At 64.3% G+C, this 17,355-nt stretch carries 15 protein-coding genes and 1 tRNA gene; 9 read left to right on the plus strand and 7 right to left on the minus strand.

The window, feature by feature from the left end:
* Positions 1 to 60 precede the first annotated feature (60 nt).
* Complete coding sequence (locus tag CH283_RS15775; protein WP_094640162.1) at positions 61 to 1,227, plus strand: iron-containing alcohol dehydrogenase; 1,167 nt, start codon at positions 61 to 63, stop codon at positions 1,225 to 1,227.
* Between the two features lie 6 nt (positions 1,228 to 1,233).
* Here CH283_RS15775 and CH283_RS15780 read toward each other — a convergent pair whose 3' ends face one another.
* Positions 1,234 to 2,634, minus strand: a complete 1,401-nt coding sequence (locus CH283_RS15780) for an amino acid permease (RefSeq protein WP_094640163.1) — start codon at positions 2,632 to 2,634, stop codon at positions 1,234 to 1,236.
* Positions 2,635 to 2,738: 104 nt separating this feature from the next.
* On the opposite strand from CH283_RS15780, the gene CH283_RS15785 reads away from it, so the two are divergent.
* A complete protein-coding gene (locus tag CH283_RS15785; protein WP_094640164.1) occupies positions 2,739 to 3,680 on the plus strand; it encodes an NAD(P)/FAD-dependent oxidoreductase in 942 nt (313 codons plus the stop codon).
* Between the two features lie 283 nt (positions 3,681 to 3,963).
* Entirely contained in the window at positions 3,964 to 5,319 is a 1,356-nt protein-coding gene (locus tag CH283_RS15790; protein ID WP_094640410.1) for an MFS transporter, read from the plus strand.
* Here CH283_RS15790 and CH283_RS15795 read toward each other — a convergent pair.
* From CH283_RS15795 to CH283_RS15810, 4 genes are all read right to left on the minus strand, one after another.
* The gene (locus CH283_RS15795) at positions 5,300 to 5,974 is read right to left on the minus strand and encodes a nitroreductase (protein WP_176460272.1); all 675 of its coding nucleotides are present in this window, start codon (positions 5,972 to 5,974) and stop codon (positions 5,300 to 5,302) included. The two genes, CH283_RS15790 and CH283_RS15795, sit on opposite strands and share 20 nt — an antisense overlap.
* A gap of 152 nt (positions 5,975 to 6,126) precedes the next feature.
* Positions 6,127 to 6,198, minus strand: a tRNA-Val gene (locus tag CH283_RS15800).
* Between the two features lie 87 nt (positions 6,199 to 6,285).
* On the minus strand, positions 6,286 to 6,747 hold the full coding sequence (locus CH283_RS15805; RefSeq protein ID WP_094640166.1) for a peroxiredoxin: 462 nt from the start codon (positions 6,745 to 6,747) through the stop codon (positions 6,286 to 6,288).
* 32 nt (positions 6,748 to 6,779) lie between these two features.
* Positions 6,780 to 7,202, minus strand: a complete 423-nt coding sequence (locus CH283_RS15810; RefSeq protein WP_032379129.1) for a DUF3052 domain-containing protein — start codon at positions 7,200 to 7,202, stop codon at positions 6,780 to 6,782.
* A gap of 258 nt (positions 7,203 to 7,460) precedes the next feature.
* On the opposite strand from CH283_RS15810, the gene aceE reads away from it, so the two are divergent.
* From aceE to CH283_RS15840, 6 genes are all read left to right on the plus strand, one after another.
* On the plus strand, positions 7,461 to 10,280 hold the full coding sequence (gene aceE / locus CH283_RS15815; RefSeq protein WP_094640411.1) for a pyruvate dehydrogenase (acetyl-transferring), homodimeric type: 2,820 nt from the start codon (positions 7,461 to 7,463) through the stop codon (positions 10,278 to 10,280).
* Between the two features lie 87 nt (positions 10,281 to 10,367).
* On the plus strand, positions 10,368 to 11,747 hold the full coding sequence (locus CH283_RS15820; protein WP_231893914.1) for a PucR family transcriptional regulator: 1,380 nt from the start codon (positions 10,368 to 10,370) through the stop codon (positions 11,745 to 11,747).
* 128 nt (positions 11,748 to 11,875) lie between these two features.
* Positions 11,876 to 12,784 (plus strand): ACP S-malonyltransferase, encoded by a 909-nt coding sequence (locus tag CH283_RS15825; RefSeq protein WP_094640167.1) that lies wholly within the window; start codon positions 11,876 to 11,878, stop codon positions 12,782 to 12,784.
* Between the two features lie 88 nt (positions 12,785 to 12,872).
* Positions 12,873 to 13,217, plus strand: a complete 345-nt coding sequence (gene acpM / locus CH283_RS15830) for a meromycolate extension acyl carrier protein AcpM (RefSeq protein WP_045199610.1) — start codon at positions 12,873 to 12,875, stop codon at positions 13,215 to 13,217.
* An 8-nt stretch (positions 13,218 to 13,225) separates the two neighbouring features.
* Positions 13,226 to 14,476 (plus strand): KasA/KasB family beta-ketoacyl-ACP synthase, encoded by a 1,251-nt coding sequence (locus CH283_RS15835; RefSeq protein WP_068052249.1) that lies wholly within the window; start codon positions 13,226 to 13,228, stop codon positions 14,474 to 14,476.
* Between the two features lie 127 nt (positions 14,477 to 14,603).
* Complete coding sequence (locus CH283_RS15840) at positions 14,604 to 16,037, plus strand: acyl-CoA carboxylase subunit beta (protein ID WP_094640168.1); 1,434 nt, start codon at positions 14,604 to 14,606, stop codon at positions 16,035 to 16,037.
* Positions 16,038 to 16,181: 144 nt separating this feature from the next.
* Here CH283_RS15840 and CH283_RS15845 read toward each other — a convergent pair whose 3' ends face one another.
* Both CH283_RS15845 and CH283_RS15850 read right to left on the minus strand, forming a co-directional pair.
* A complete protein-coding gene (locus tag CH283_RS15845) occupies positions 16,182 to 16,628 on the minus strand; it encodes a cold-shock protein (protein ID WP_068052255.1) in 447 nt (148 codons plus the stop codon).
* An 84-nt stretch (positions 16,629 to 16,712) separates the two neighbouring features.
* Positions 16,713 to 17,225 carry a DUF3145 domain-containing protein gene (locus CH283_RS15850; protein WP_068052258.1) on the minus strand — a complete coding sequence of 171 codons (513 nt, stop codon included), beginning with the start codon at positions 17,223 to 17,225 and terminating at the stop codon, positions 16,713 to 16,715.
* Positions 17,226 to 17,355: the final 130 nt, after the last annotated feature.

The following is a 17,355-nucleotide window of genomic DNA, read 5'->3' on the forward strand; positions in this document are numbered from 1 at the left end:
ACTTCGTAGCCGGTTACGAATTTCCGCTCACATGGGTCCACAGCGCTAAGGAGCACACCCATGGTTGCCAATATTTCGTTTCCTCGGTTTCTCAAGCTGGGCGGCGGTGCCGTCGAGGAGCTGGGGACGGTTCTGACCGACCTCGACGTGTCACGGCCGTTGCTCGTCACCGATGCGTTCATGGCCGGCAACGGCTCGGCGGATCGTTTGATGAAGATCATGACCGAGGCCGGTAAGACGCCTGCCTTGTTCTCGGGCACCGTTCCGGATCCGACGACCGATTCGTTGGTGGCCGGTCTCGACGCGGTGCAGCAGCATTCGGCCGATTCGATCATCGGGTTCGGCGGTGGCAGTCCGATGGACACGGCCAAGGCGTTGGCCATCCTCGCGGTGCAGGGCGGCACGATGCGGGACTTCAAAGCTCCCGTGCTGTCGACCGGCCCGGCACTTCCGATCATCGCAATCCCCACCACGGCCGGAAGTGGTTCGGAGGCAACTCAGTTCACCATCATCACCGACGTCGCCTCGGACGAAAAGATGTTGTGCCCCGGGCTGTCGTTTCTGCCGATCGCCTCGATCATCGACTTCGAGTTGACGATGTCGATGCCGGCGCGCCTGACGGCCGACACCGGTGTCGATGCTCTCACCCACGCCATCGAGGCGTACGTCAGCAAGAAGGCCAACCCCATTTCCGACGGTTTGGCGCTCAGTGCGATTCGCACGATCGGGACGTCATTGCTGCGGGCGTATCGGGACGGCGACGACCGGCAGGCGCGCGAGGCCATGATGCATGCCTCGACGCAGGCCGGAATGGCCTTCTCCAATGCGAGCGTCTGCCTGGTGCACGGGATGAGTCGTCCCATCGGGGCTCATTTCCATGTTGCACATGGGCTTTCCAACGCCATGCTGTTGCCTGCCGTCACCGCATTCTCGATCGACGGGGCACAGGCGCGCTACGCCGACTGTGCACGCGCACTGGGCGCGGCGTCGGAAAGCGATTCCGATCAGGTTGCCGGTGGCAAGTTGCAGGATGCGATCGTCACGCTGTGCCGTGAGGTTGAGGTGCCGACGCCAGAGACCTTCGGTATCGACAAGGCGAAATGGGACGACCTGTTGCCGCTCATGGCCGAGCAGGCACTCGCGTCCGGCAGCCCGGGCAACAATCCAATCGTGCCGACCGCCGAACAGATCGTGGATCTGTACCGGCAGGTGTACGCGGGAATCTAGTCGCAGTCACTCCGATGCGCGGGCGGCAACAGTGTCGCGCCGCGTATTTCGGCGTTGCACCACTATTCCGCCGATCACGGTCACTGCGGCGAGGACGGCCGAGAGCAGGATCGACGACCGCTGCTCCGGCCGGACCACCATCATCACCAGGACGAAGACGATGAATCCGATGGCCAGGTAGGTCAACCACGGGTAGAGCCACATCCGAACGGCAGGGCGTTCGTCGTCGCGGTCGAGTTGACGTCGCAGCACCAGCTGGCTGCTGGCGATGGCAAGGTAGACGAACAGGGCGACGGCACCGGTGGTCGCCAGCAGGTAGGTGAAGAGCTTCTCGGGCAGGATGTAGTTTCCGATCACGGCGAGGAAGCCGAGAACCATCGAGGCGATCACCGCGATCCACGGCACCCCGTTCGTGGTGATCTTCTTGACCGCCCTGGGTGCGTCGCCTCGGTCGCCGAGCGAATACAGCATGCGCGACGCGGTGTAGAGCGCAGAGTTCAGGCACGACGCGACGGCAGTCAGGATGACGATGTCCATGATGGTCTCGGCGTGCGGAATTCCCATCTTGGACAGCACGAATTGGTACGAGCCCGTATTGGGGTCCAGTTCGTTCCAGGGCACCAAAGCGACGATGACGAAGATGGAGCCGAAGTAGAAGATCGAGATTCGCCAGATCACCGAGTTGGTGGCGCGGGTGATTCCCTTTGCCGGGTCCTTGGATTCGGCGGCGGCGATGGTGACGATTTCCGAACCCATGAACGAGAACATCGTGGTGAGCATGGCCGCGATCACCGCGCCGAACCCGAGGGGCATGAATCCGCCCGAGGCCCAGAGTTGGTCCACACCACTGACTTCCGAATCGGGTAGCCATCCCAGGATGGCCGCGATTCCGAGGCCGATGAACGCGATGATCGCCACCACCTTCACCAGCGCGAACCAGAACTCGAATTCGCCGTAGTTGCCGACGCTGATCAGATTGGTCGCGGTGAGGGCAATGACGATGAGCAGTGCCCACATCCACTGGGCTCCGCCGAGCCAGTTGGTGAGAATCGACGCTGCCGCGGTGGCTTCGACCGGGATCACCAACACCCAGAACCACCAGTAGAGCCACCCGACCGAGAATCCGGCCCAATGTCCGAGTGCGCGTGTGGCATACGTGGAGAACGAGCCGGTGTCGGGATTGGCCGTTGCCATCTCCCCCAGCATGCGCATCACCAGAATCACGAGTGTTCCCGCGAACAGGTACGCCAGCAGCACCGCCGGGCCTGCCGTCGCGATGGCGTTGGCCGAACCCACGAACAATCCCGCGCCGATGACTCCGGCTATCGAAATCATCGTCACGTGCCGTGGTTTCAGGCTGGTACCGAGTCCGTTCTCGCCGGTGTCCGGCTTCTCCGTAATGGCCATCCCTGTAGTCGAACACAATGTGAACGCGGACGCAGCGGGTGACCGTTATGTCCAGACAGCCGGTGGTACAGAGATATTCGCGTGAATCCGGGCATACTGGACGCATGAACTCCGAAGCGGACAGCATCACCGATCCGGTCACCATCGTCGGTGCGGGCATGGCCGGCGCCGCCTGCGCGCGGGTTCTCCGCGACGCAGGCGTGCCGTTCCGCATCGTCGACCGAGGCCGAGCTCCGGGCGGGCGGATGTCGTCGCCGGAGTTGCACGGCCGTCGCGTCGACCTGGGCGCCGGTTACTTCACCGTTCGTGATCAGGAATTCTCGACCGTGGTTGCCGATTGGGAGTCGGCTGGGTTGGCGCGCCAGTGGGCCAACACGTTCGGCATCCTCAAGCCCGCAACAGCCCCGTGCACAACGACCGGACCCGTTCGCTGGGCTACCCCGAACGGGCTGCGATCGCTGGTACGAAACATGCTCGAGGGCTTCGACATCGAGCATTCCACCGAGCTGACCGAATTGCCCGACGGCCATGTCGTAGTCGCGATGCCGGATCCGCAGGCGGCGCGACTGATCGCCGTCCCCGATGCCGTCGATTACGTTCCTGTCATCGCGGTGGCGTGTGGGTTCGACGGGCTCGACATCCCCTTCCGCGATGCGGCGTTCGTCAACGATCATCCTGATATCGATTTTGTCGTCGACGACGGTGCACGCCGAGGCGACGGTGCTCCGGTTCTGGTGGTGCACACCACGTCGGAACGAGCTCAGCAGCATCTGGACGACCCCGATGGTGCGATCGCCCCGGTTCTCGCCGCGCTACGCGAATTGTCCGTCGTCTCGGCGGCACCCGCGTGGAGTCACGCTCATCGATGGACATTCGCCAAGCCTGCGACGCAGCACGATTCGAACTTCGCGTTGCAGCAACAGGACGGACGCTTCGTCGGTTTGGCGGGCGATCAATGGTGCGAAGCCGGAGTGCCCAGGGTGGAGAGCGCCTGGCGTTCGGGGACGGATGTGGCGCGTGCGCTGATCGACGCGCTCCGGCACTGAACCTCGCGGCGCGACTGCTCCACTCCCTTGTGCGCTCGGGTTCCCTCGTGGCGGTAGCGCAATCGGCGTGGACCGTTGCCGTGTTCATGCCCGCTGATGCCACCGAAAACAGTGCGCGCGAACATCTCTCAACCGGATCGCCGGCAGCCACGTCGTCCGCGCGATAGTTACTTTAATTCTTGTTCACTATTTCGAAGTATGTACACATTTAACCGGTTAAGGTGTGACGACACGTGCAGATCTCGCCCCCTCGTCGCCGTCGCACACAGAATCGGAGCAGTCCGTGGCCACCATTCGCACCCCTGAGCAGACCAGACGCCGTGGCGTACTCGCTGCCACGGTCGGCACCATCGTCGAGTACTACGACCTCACCGTCTACGCCTACCTCGCGGTCGTCGTCAGCCCATTGTTCTTCCCCGGCGACGACCCGACTGCGTCGTTGCTCGCGAGTCTGGCCGTCTTCGCATCTGCCTACCTGATGCGTCCGATCGGCGGAATCTTCTTCGGCCGCCTCGGTGACAGACACGGCCGCAAGCGCGCCTTGTTGTTCTCTGTTCTGCTCATGGGCGTCGGCAGTGCACTGATGGCCTTCCTCCCCACCTACGAGAACGCGGGGGTTCTCGCGCCGATCCTGTTGGTCATCGCCCGTCTGGTCCAGGGCTTCTCGGCCGGTGGCGAACTCGGAGGCGCGCTCACATACGTCTACGAGACGGTCGGCGAAAAACGCAAGGGGCTCGGCGCATCTTTCGTCGCATTGGGTAGCAACAGCGGTTTCGCACTCGCGGCCATCGCTGTGGCCGTCACCTCCACTCTCACCACCGATGCACAAATGACCAGCTGGGGCTGGCGAATTCCGTTCCTGCTCGGCATCCCACTGGTGCTGTTCTGCCTCTGGACCCGAACTCGAATCGAAGACACCCCGCAGTTCGTCAACGCAGTCGCGGAAAACGAAGTCGCGAAGGCACCGTTGACCGAACTGCTTCGCACTCACCCCAAGCAGGTTTTGCAGGTCTTCGGACTGGGTGTGGCTCAGAACGCGACCGGATACATGGTGCTCACCTACATCGGCATCCATTTGGTGCGCGAAGGTGGATTCAGTCAGAGTTCGGTCACCTGGACTGCGGCCGGTGTGATCGTGCTCGTCGCGGCGTCCATGCCGCTCGCCGGGTTGCTGGTAGATCGGTTCGGCAGCGTGCGTGTGCTGGCCAGCGGATTGCTCGCCTCGGCACTGCTCGCGTACCCGGCAATGTCGATGATGAGTGGTCACGGGTTGTTCGTTGCTGCAATTGCTTTCATGTTCTTCGCGGTAGGCACACCCTTGATCCAGACGGCAACCGCTCCCCTGTTCCCGTCGTTGTTCGACTCGCGAGTTCGATTGACCGGCGTCGCTCTCGGCTTCAACATTGCGACGATCGCGACCGGTGGGACCGCTGCCTACATTGCGACGTGGCTGATCGACCGCACCGGAAGCTCGGTTTCACCCGCCTACTTCGTCATAGGCTCGGCCGTGATCGGCATGATCACCCTCGCGACCATCCGGCAGAAGACCTACGGCGGATTGCGGACCGGCAGCCGAGTCGCCGACGGACTGCCGTCGCAGTCGGGAGCGCTCGACGATGTCAGCTCCCGACGAACGTGACCGTCTCGTCCAAAGGGGCTCGGCTGGTACGGAATCCGTTGATCGAGTGCGTCTCGTCCGGGTAGCCGAAGGAGATGCCGGCCACCACTTTTCGAGTGTCCGGGATGTCGAACCACTCGTGCAGAAACGGTGAGTACGCGGCGAGGGCTGCTTGTGCGATCGCTCCGAGACCGAGACTCTGCGCGGCCAGCAGGAAAGTCTGCAGATACAAACCGCAGTCGACCGCGCCGTACACACCCAGATCGGCGTCGGTGGTGATGATGGCCGCGTGCGGGGCGTCGAACAGCTCGTAATTGCGAATGAATTGCCGGGTCGTCGCCTCGGTGTCGGATTTGACCACGCCGATGCTTTCGTACAGCGCCCCACCGCATTCACGTCTCCGCGCGCGGTGCAGGGCGTTGTAGTTGGCTGGGAACGGAAAATCCGGTTGCGGCACACCGGCCGCTACGTGCTCGACCAAGGCCTCGGAGAACTTCCGGGTGGCATCGCCTTCGGTCACGATGATCTGCCACGACTGGGTGTTGGACCACGACGGTGTACGCCGGGCGGCAGACAGTAGCTGTTCGAGTACCTCACGCGAGACCTGCTTCGGCAGGAACTGCCGGCACGAATACCTCTCGTCGAGAAGTTCTGTCAGTGCGTCGTACCGGGTCACATCGTCCGCCTCGTGTCGGTGTCGTCGGGTGCGGGTCGAACGTAACACCACGGCTGAACCCAGCCACACACTCTTCGGCGCGGATGAACGGCTGCCAGAGGAGCATCGGGCGCGTTGTGCGGGGTCCCGGCGAGCCGCGTATCGGAAGACGGTGGGCGCAGAGGGGTTCGAACCCCCGACCGCTGGTGTGTAAAACCAGAGCTCTACCGCTGAGCTATACGCCCGAGTACCGGTGGCCTGGGGACAACCCCGGGCCACCGGAACGCTTGGAGAAATTTATCGTGTCTGATGTCTAACTACAATTCCGCAGGTCAGCTCACTTGTGCGAGAGCCTCGGCCCACGAAGAACTGTCGCGAGCCTCGCCGGGTCCGTTCATTTCGGCGAACCTGATGATTCCGGATTTGTCGACGACGAACGTTCCACGATTGGCGAATCCGGCGCTGTCGTTGAACACGCCGTACGCCTGAGCAACCTCGCCGTGCGGCCAGAAGTCCGACAGCAGCGGAAAGGTGTAACCCTGTTCTGCAGCCCAGATCTTGTGGGTCGGAGGCGGACCCACGGAGATTGCCAGGATCGCAGTCTCGTCGTTCTCGAAGGTCGGTAGCTCGTCGCGCACTCTGCACAGCTCGCCCTGGCACGTGCCGGTGAAGGCCAGTGGATAGAACACGAGCAGAACGTTTTTCACGTTCCTGTACGACGACAACGTGACCAGTTGGTTGTTCTGGTCTTTGAGGGTGAAGTCGGGCGCAACTGCGCCAACCTCGATCGGCATCTAGAACCGTCTTCCTGTATCGAGCATCTCCCCTACCGCTTGGTGGCAGGGGTCTTGGGCTGAACCAATCGACTTCCGATCCAGTCACCGAGGTTTGCCGCAGAGGTCTGCGTCAATCCTGCGGTCGGGGCGGACTCGGCAATCTCACTGGGTTCGACATGACCGGACATGCCGGTCTTGGGGCTGAGGACCCACACGATGCCATCGTCCGAGAGCGGACCGATCGCATCCATGAGTGCATCGACCAGGTCACCGTCTCCGTCGCGCCACCACAGCAGTACAACGTCGATCACCTCGTCGGAATCCTCGTCGAGGGTCTCGCCACCGATCGCATCTTCTACGTCGGCGCGCAGATCATCGTCGGTGTCCTCGTCCCAGCCCAGCTCCTGTACGACCATGTCGCGAGTGATGCCAAGTTTCTGAGCGTAGTTCTGAGCGTCCGCCGCGGCGACCACGGTGGTGACCTCCTTGAATTGTGGGTGCAGTAGTCAAAGCGAACAGTGTCGAAGCCGTTCGCGCAAGCTGACCGCGCCGAAATTGCGTACATAAATTTCTACTGGTGGGTATCGGACCTCTGTACTACCAGAACCGACGAGATGCGGCAGGATTGGGGAGGAATCACGAGAACGAGGAAAGTAGACCGCCGTCACAGGGGCGGGTCTACCGGGACCGGGCGCCACACCGAGCGTCCGCCACATTGAGGAGTGCACACGTTGTCCGAAGTGAACAGCGGCGAACGGCAGAACACATCGTCTGCAGGCAAGAAGGGCTCGGACGGACGGGTCCGCGTCATCCGTGAGGGTGTCGCGTCGTACCTGCCCGATATCGACAACGACGAGACCAACGAATGGATCGAATCGTTCGACGGCTTGTTGGAGAGGTCCGGCCCCAACCGCGCTCGCTACCTGATGCTCAGGTTGCTCGAGCGCGCCGGCGAGCGCCGCGTCGCTTTGCCGTCGCTGACGTCGACGGATTACGTCAACACCATTCCCACCGAGAACGAGCCGTGGTTCCCCGGCGACGAGTCCATGGAACGCCGCTACCGCGCCTGGATCCGATGGAACGCCGCGATCATGGTGCACCGCGCGCAGCGTCCCGGCGTCGGTGTCGGTGGCCACATCTCCACGTATGCCTCGTCGGCAGCGCTCTACGAGGTCGGCTTCAACCACTTCTTCCGCGGCAAGGACCACCCGGGCGGCGGCGACCACATCTTCATTCAGGGGCACGCCTCCCCCGGCATCTACGCCCGCGCCTTCCTCGAAGGTCGTATCCCGGCCGAGCGCATGGACGGCTTCCGCCAAGAGGCCAGCCATGTGAACGAGGGCGGCGGACTGCCGTCGTACCCGCACCCGCGTCTGATGCAGGACTTCTGGGAGTTCCCGACGGTATCGATGGGTCTCGGCCCGATGAACGCCATCTACCAGGCCCGCTTCAATCACTACCTCAACGACCGCGGCATCAAGGACACCACCGATCAGCACGTGTGGGCGTACCTCGGTGACGGCGAGATGGACGAGCCGGAGTCGCGTGGACTCGCGCACGTGGCCGCTACCGAGGGCCTCGACAACCTGACGTTCGTCGTCAACTGCAACCTGCAGCGCCTCGACGGCCCGGTCCGCGGCAACGGCAAGATCATCCAGGAATTGGAGTCGTTCTTCCGCGGTGCCGGCTGGAACGTCATCAAGGTCGTCTGGGGCCGCGAGTGGGACTCGCTGCTGCACAAGGACCGCGACGGCGCACTGGTGAACCTCATGAACACCACGCCCGACGGCGACTTTCAGACCTACAAGGCCAACGACGGCGGCTACGTTCGCGATCACTTCTTCGGCCGCGATCCGCGCACCAAGGAGCTCGTGAAGGATCTCTCGGACGACGAGATCTGGAACCTCAAGCGCGGCGGCCACGACTACCGCAAGGTGCACGCTGCCTACGCAGCCGCGATGTCGCACAAGGGCCAGCCGACGGTCATCCTGGCGCACACCATCAAGGGCTACACCCTCGGCAAGCACTTCGAGGGCCGTAACGCCACGCACCAGATGAAGAAGCTGACGCTCGACGATCTCAAGACGTTCCGCGATCTCCAGCACATCCCGATCTCCGACGAGGAGCTCGAGAAGGATCCGTACATGCCGCCGTACTACCACCCCGGTGCGGACGCTCCCGAGATCCAGTACATGCTCGATCGCCGCAACAAGCTCGGTGGATTCGTCCCCGAGCGGCGAGTGGACGTCAAGCCGCTGCCGCAGCCGGGCGACGACACGTACAAGACGCTGCGCAAGGGCTCGGGCAAGCAGGAAGTCGCCACCACCATGGCGCTCGTGCGCGTCATGAAGGAGCTGTTGCGAGACAAGGAGATCGGCCACCGAATCGTGCCGATCATCCCCGACGAGGCACGCACGTTCGGTATGGACTCGTGGTTCCCGTCGCTCAAGATCTACAACCGCAACGGCCAGCTGTACACCTCGGTGGACTCGGAGCTGATGCTCGCCTACAAGGAGAGCTCGGTCGGCCAGATCCTGCACGAGGGCATCAACGAGGCCGGTTCGACGTCGTCGTTCACCGCGGTCGGCACCTCGTACGCGACGCACGGCGAGGTCATGATCCCGCTGTACATCTTCTACTCGATGTTCGGATTCCAGCGCACCGGCGACGGTCTCTGGGCAGCGGCAGACCAGATGGCTCGCGGATTCGTCCTCGGTGCCACAGCGGGTCGCACCACGCTCACCGGTGAGGGTCTGCAGCACGCCGACGGTCACTCGCTACTCCTGGCGTCGACCAACCCGGCGGCCGTGGCCTACGACCCGGCGTTCTCGTACGAAATCGCACACATCGTCAAGGACGGTCTGCGACGGATGTACGGCGGCACCGAGGGCGTGGAAGGCTTCGGCGGCGAGAACATCTTCTACTACATCACCCTGTACAACGAGCCGTACGTACAGCCGGCCGAGCCGGAGAACCTCGACGTCGAGGGTCTGCTCAAGGGCATCTACCGGTTCGCAGCTCCGCAGGAGGGCGACGGACCCGAGGCGCAGCTGTTGGCGTCGGGTGTCGGCATGGTGTCGGCCCGCAAGGCCCGTGAGCTGCTGTTCGAGGAGTGGGGCGTGCGCTCGGCCGTGTGGTCGGTGACGTCCTGGGGCGAGCTGCGCCGCGACGGCGTCGACGCCGAGAAGGAGTCGCTGCGCAACCCCGGTGCCGACAAGCGGGTTCCGTTCGTCACCTCGGCGCTGGCCGACGCCAACGGCCCGGTCATCGCATCGTCGGATTGGATGCGCGCTGTTCCGGACCAGATTCGTCAGTGGGTTCCGGGCGACTACGTCACCCTCGGCACCGACGGCTTCGGATTCTCCGATACCCGTCCGGCCGCCCGACGGGTGTTCAACGTCGACGCCGAGTCGATCGTCGTCGCCACGTTGTCCGCTCTCGCCGCATCCGGTGAGATCGACAAGTCCAAGGCAGTCGAGGCCGCGGAGAAGTACAAGATCGACGACGTCACCGCAGCACCGACGTCGTACGCCGACACCGGTTCGGCGTAGGTTCCACCCCTGTTCGGCCGACCCCCGTCCCACGTCGCGAAGCATGTCCGTCGCGATAGGGGCGGGGGTCGGGCGTAGGTTCTCCTTATGTCCGATGCGAAACCCGACTCACCGGGCAGCGCGTCATCACGCGATGTGTCCCGACGCGACGCCTACCGTGAGGCGTTGCGTGAATCGTTGACCTCGGACAACGAAGTGCACCTTCCGGTCGCCTCACTGGCACCCTCCCGCCAGAAACGCGATCCCCTGCCCGATGCGCTGCTGCGTCGCGTCAAACAGTTCTCCGGCCGACTCTCGACCGAGGCCGTCACCACGATGCAGGGGCAGTTGCCGTTCTTCGGTGATCTCGACGCGGCCCAACGTGCCAGCGTCCAACTGTTGATTCAGACAGCCGTCGACAACTTCCTCGAATGGCTGAAGAACCCCAACAGCGATATTCGCTTCAGCCTCGATGCCTTCCAGGTCATTCCCCAGGACCTTGCCCGACGCCTCACTCTGCGCCAGACAGTGGACATGGTGCGGGTGGCGATGGAGTTCTTTGAGCAGTGGCTCCCGGCGCTGGCACGCAACGATCAGCAGCTGGTGGCCCTGACCGAGGCCGTGTTGCGCTACGGGCGAGAGCTGGGTTTCGCGGCCGCGTCGGTCTACGCCAGCGCAGCCGAATCACGCGGAGCCTGGGACACCCGCCTCGAAGCCCTCGTGGTCGACGCCGTCGTACGCGGAGATACCGGCTCGGACATGCTCTCGCGTGCCGCCACGTTGAACTGGGACGCCACCGCGCCCGCAACGGTGCTGGTGGGCACTCCTCCCGACGATCGAGGCGTCTCGGTCGTCGGAACCGTGCACGCCGTGGCGCAGAAGCACGGTCGCGCCGCACTGGCAGTGGTGCAGGGAACGCGGCTGGTGATGGTGGTCAGCGGTCAGCTCGACGACACTGCCACCCATCGCGCCTTCATCGACGACATGCTGCAGAACTTCTCGGACGGACCCGTCGTCATCGGCCCGACCACCCGCACCCTCGGTGCGGCGCACTCGAGCGCGGTGGAGGCATTCGCGGGGATGCAGGCCGTGGCGGGGTGGCGGGGTGCGCCGCGTCCGGTGCATGCGGGCGAGCTACTGCCCGAGCGCGCACTGCTCAACGACGGTGCGGCGATATCGGCGTTGAACGATCACGTGGTCGTTCCGTTGGCCGCGGCAGGTTCGGGACTGGCCGACACCCTCGATGCGTATCTGGACTGTGGCGGAGCGGTGGAAACCTGCGCACGGCAGCTGTTTGTTCATCCAAATACCGTCCGGTATCGGCTCAAGCGCATCGCCGAGGTCACCGGTCGCGACCCCACGCATCCGCGCGATGCGTACGTACTCAGGGTTGCGGCAACGGTAGGTAGGTTGGCTCGAACGCATCACGAACCGCCCCATCCTGCCCCATATGTCACACAGGTCACATTCGGAGAAGTAGTCACGTAACGCCGGACCACCCTTCGGCGATAGCGGATCCCCACGAGGCAATTTGTAGGGTTCCCACAAATTGCTTGTCGAGAGTTCATCGAGCGCGACATCACTCATTCGGCACCCGACGGTGTTCTCTTAACCCTGTGATTGCGTTGCTTGCGCCCGGTCAGGGCTCCCAGACTCCCGGCATGCTGCTGCCTTGGCTCGAATTGCCGGGTGCGGCAGACCGACTCGCGCTGTGGTCGAAGGCCTCCGGTCTCGACCTCGTCCGCCTCGGCACCACAGCCACCGCCGAGGAAATCACCGACACCGCAGTGACCCAGCCTCTGGTCGTCGCGTCGGCATTGCTCGCGTTCGAGGAGATCGCATCGCGCGGCCTGTTCCCCGAGGACGCCGTCGTCGCCGGACACTCGGTGGGCGAACTCGCCGCCGCTGCGATCGCCGGCGTCATCTCCTCCGACGACGCCGTATCGCTCGCTGCCGTCCGTGGCGCAGCAATGGCCAAGGCCTGCGCGCTCGAGCCGACCGGCATGTCCGCCGTGCTCGGGGGCGACGAAGCTGCTGTCCTGGCCCGCCTCGAAGAGCTGGACCTCGCTCCGGCCAACGTCAACGCTGCAGGTCAGATCGTCGCAGCCGGGCTGCTCACCAAGCTCGCCGAGTTGGCCGAGAGCGCGCCCGAGAAGGCTCGGGTTCGCGCACTACCGGTCGCAGGCGCATTCCACACCAAGTACATGGCGTCCGCGGGCGACACCGTTGCCGCAGCCGCTGCCGCCATCACCCCGTCGGAGCCGACGCGGACGTTGCTGTCCAACTCGGACGGTCAGCCGGTCTCCTCGGGTGCCGACGCCCTGAACAAGCTCGCTGCCCAGGTCACTCGCCCCGTGCGATGGGATCTGTGCAACGCCTACCTACGTACCGCGGAGGTCACCGGACTCGTCGAGCTGCCCCCGGCAGGCGCACTTGTCGGTATCGCCAAACGCGAACTGCGCGGCGTCGCCAATCTCGGCCTGAAGACACCGGCGGACATTTCCGCAATGGTCGAGCTCGGTTAGCTCGACCCACACACTTCGCAGTCACAGCACTGCGGCTCGCACTTCCACTCCCCGAGTGGCAGAAATGCACAATCGCGTCTCGAAGCACATGACTTCGGCGTTCTACACAGAAGAGAAGGGAGCCACAACAGTGGCCAGCCAGGAAGACCTCATCGCCGGACTTGCAGAGATCATCGAGGAGGTCACGGGCATCGAACCGTCCGAGGTGACCATCGAGAAGTCCTTCGTGGACGACCTCGACATCGACTCACTCTCCATGGTCGAGATCGCAGTGCAGACCGAGGACAAGTACGGCGTGAAGATCCCCGACGAGGACCTCGCAGGTCTGCGCACCGTCGGCGACGCCGTGAACTACATCCAGAAGCTCGAAGCGGAGAACCCCGAGGCCGCAGAAGCTATCAAGGCCAAGCTCGACGACTCCGCGAGCGAGTGACACGGCCCATGACCAACCCATCCACCGCCAACGGACGCTTCCCCAGTGTCGTCGTCACCAGCCTCGCTGCGACCACGTCACTCGCGGGTGACGTCGATGCCACGTGGAAGGGTCTGCTGAACGGCGACAGCGGAATCGCAACGCTGGAAGACGATTTCGTCGCCGAGTACGACCTGCCCGTGCGGATCGGCGGCCACCTCGCGGTGAACCCGCAGAGCCTGCTCTCGCGGGTCGAGATTCGTCGCCTGAGCTATGTGGAGCAGCTGGCCACCGTTCTCGGTCGTGAGGTCTGGAAGAACGCCGGGACTCCCGACGTCGATCCCCTCCGCCTCGGCGTATCTATCGGTACCGGCCTCGGTGGCGGCGATTCTCTGATCGACGCCAACGACAAGATGAAGGCCGGTGGTTATCGCAAGGTGTCTCCGCTCGCCGTTCAGATGGTCATGCCGAACGGCCCTGCAGCGGTCGTCGGACTCGAGCTCAAAGCACAGGCCGGTGTCATCACTCCCGTCTCCGCCTGCTCCTCGGGATCGGAAGCCATCGCACACGCGTGGCGGATGATCGTGATGGGCGACGCGGACATGGTCGTCACCGGCGGCGTCGAGGGTTACATCGACGCGGTTCCGATCGCCAGCTTCTCCATGATGCGGGCGATGAGCACCAACAACGACAACCCGAAGGGTGCGTCACGTCCGTTCGACAAGGATCGTGACGGCTTCGTCTTCGGTGAAGCGGGTGCGCTCATGGTCATCGAGACCGAGGAGCACGCCAAGGCACGCGGCGCAACGATCCACGCCCGCCTGCTCGGTGCCGGAATCACCTCCGACGGGTTCCACCTCGTGGCTCCCGACCCGGAGGGCACGGGTGCCGCGCGCGCCATGAAGCGTGCAATCGAGACCGCAGGACTGCAGAAGTCCGACATCACCCACGTGAACGCCCACGCAACGGCAACTCCCATCGGAGACACCGCCGAAGCGCTCGCGATCAACAAGGCCGTCGGAAATCACGCAGCCGTGTACGCACCGAAATCCGCGCTGGGCCACTCGATCGGTGCCGTCGGCGCTCTCGAATCGGTTCTGACGGTGCTGGCAGTGCGTGAGGGAATCATCCCTCCCACACTGAATTTGGAGAATCAAGATCCCCAGATCGATCTCGACGTCGTCAAGGGCGAGCCCCGCGTCGGACAGATCGATTACGCGATCAACAACTCGTTCGGATTCGGTGGGCACAACGTAGCGCTCGCCTTCGGAAAGGCGTGATGCACTGAGTCGTTCTTTCGACTCAGCGAATCCCGCTCTCGCAGTGCATGATCCGGGCTGGGGCCGTTCCCAGTGAACGGCCCCGGTTCGGGCCTCGCCCCCCAGGGGCCCTGAAGAAGGACAAGCGATGACCATTCTGGCCCCCGTCACACGATCCGGTACCTCCACCGATCCCCGCGATCCACTCGCCCGCCTCGAGAATCTGTTCGACGCCGGAACCACTGTGCCCCTGCACGATCGGGACAAGTCCGGCATCCTCGCAGCGTCCGGCGAGATCGACGGCGTCCACACCATCGCGTATTGCTCCGACGCCACCGTCATGGGCGGTGCCATGGGCGTCGACGGCTGCAAGCACATCGTCGCCGCCATCGACACGGCCATCGAGCAGCGCGCTCCGATCGTCGGCGTCTGGCATTCCGGCGGCGCGCGCCTCGCCGAGGGCGTCGAAGCCCTCCATGCCGTCGGGCTCGTCTTCGAGGCCATGGTTCGAGCATCCGGCCTCGTCCCCCAAGTTTCCGTCGTCCTCGGCTTCGCAGCCGGCGGCGCCGCCTACGGTCCTGCGCTGACCGACGTCGTCATCATGGCTCCCGAGGGACGCGTGTTCGTCACCGGTCCCGACGTCGTCCGCAGCGTCACCGGTGAGCAGGTCGACATGGCCTCGCTCGGCGGCCCCGACACCCACCACAAGAAGTCCGGCGTGTGCCACATCGTCGCCGACAGCGAGATGGACGCGTTCACCCGCGCCCGCCGCCTGGTGTCCATGTTCTGCGAGCAGGGCGAATTCGACATCGCCGCCGCCGAGCACGGAGACACCGACCTCCGAGCGCTGATGCCCGAATCCAACCGTCGCGCATACGATGTGCACCCGATCGTGCACGAGCTGCTGGACAACGTCGAAGGGGAATCGACCTTCGAGGAGTTCCAGGGCGGCTGGGCCCGCAGCATTGTCATCGGCCTCGGACGCATCAGCGGCCGCACCGTCGGCGTCATCGCCAACAACCCCATTCGTCTCGGCGGTTGCCTCAACTCCGAAAGTGCCGAGAAGGCAGCCCGTTTCGTGCGACTGTGCGACGCATTCGGCATCCCACTGATCGTGGTCGTCGACGTTCCCGGGTACCTCCCCGGCGTCAGCATGGAATGGGAGGGCGTCGTCCGTCGCGGAGCAAAGCTGTTGCACGCCTTCGCCGAAGCCACGGTCCCCCGCGTCACCCTGGTGACCCGCAAGATCTACGGCGGCGCGTACATCGCGATGAACGCCCGTGCACTCGGTGCTACCGCGGTCTACGCCTGGCCCGGCTCCGAGGTCGCCGTGATGGGCGCGAAGGCCGCCGTCGGCATCCTGCACAAGAAGGCACTCGCAGCCGCTCCCGAGGAGGAGCGTGAGGCATTGCACGATCGCCTCACCGTCGAGCACGAAAGCATCGCCGGTGGCGTCGAGCGCGCCGTGGCCATCGGTGTCGTCGACGAGGTCATCGAGCCGTGCAAGACCCGCAGCACGGTCGCCAGGGCGCTCGCGGCCGCCCCTGCGGCACGCGGCAACCACAAGAACATTCCGCTCTGATCGTCACGGGGTGCCCCGCCGCCTCGGGTGGTGTCACCCCCGGCCCCGGTTGGGATCAATGCGGCTCCGAGGCGCTCCGAGTGCAACAAAGCCACATTCATCCTGAACCGAACGGGCGTCACAACGGACGGGCGAACTCCGGCGTCAGCTCTCGATCCACTTGTGGTCGTGAGCCAGTCGCAGCATTGCCGATCGGATGTCGAGGATCTGCGCTGCGGTGACAGTTCCGTTGGCTGTCAGCAGTGCCTCGGTCACTTCGGCGGTGAAGTCCGCCTCGGAGAGCACGTCGCAGATGACGTCCTCGAGTTGCTCGCGTTCGCTGATCGGAACGTCGTGGAACGGCACGTCGGGCTTGCGCCGGGTGACCAGCGCGGTCGACGCGGGGGTGTCGATGATCTGCACCTGGGTGGCCTTGAGGCCTCGATCGCCTTCGACGGCAACGTATTCGACGCGAACCCCCGGTGCCAACAGTCGTTTGTCGAAGTCCAGATCGTTGACGTGAATGAACACGTCCTCGCCGCCCTCGTCCGGCGCTACGAATCCGTACCCCTTGAACTCGTCGAATCGAATCACTTTTCCGGTCGACAACATCGAACTCACCACTCCACGGTCGTTCCCACATGCCTACCCCAGGCACGGACGCAAACTACCGCGAGCCAGAACCCCCAGCAACCCCTAGCCGACGTTGCGACTCAGCCACGTCACTTCGGCTCCGGCCCCGCCGGTTCGGTACGGCTCGAGGGCTGCGTCCCAGTCCGATCCGAGAGCCTGCTCGACGGCCGCGGTGAAGTTGCCCTGGTTGTTCTCCATCAGGGCGCGCAGCCGCATCTCGCCGAGCATCACGTCCCCGTTCGCGCTCGTCGTTCCGCGCCACAGCCCCAAACCGGGCACATGGGAGAACCGTTCGCCGTCCACGCCTTCGCTGGCGTCCTCGGTCACCTCGAACCGCAGCATCTGCCACGAGCGCAGGATGCCGGCCAGCTTTGCTCCGGTGCCGACGGGGCCGACCCAGTCGGTGGTGGCGCGCAGCTGCCCATCGGAGGCGGGCTGCGCAGACCACTTCAAGTTCGCACGGCAATCGAGGGCGTCGGTCAACGCCCATTCGACATGCGGGCACAACGCAGCGGGCGACGAGTGGATGTACACAACACCCGACGTCGCTTCTGCGAATTGATTCGATCCACGCATTGCACTACCTCCAGCTTCGACGAGGGACGTCTTCCCCAACGACCTCGACATGCTTCGGCTGGCTGCAGTGAATCAATGCGTCTGTGTACTAGTGTGCCCCGAGTTGCCCCTGTTGCGCCAGTGCAATCTG

Source organism: Rhodococcus sp. 05-2254-2, from assembly GCF_002259095.1.
Classification (GTDB): Bacteria; Actinomycetota; Actinomycetes; order Mycobacteriales; family Mycobacteriaceae; genus Rhodococcoides.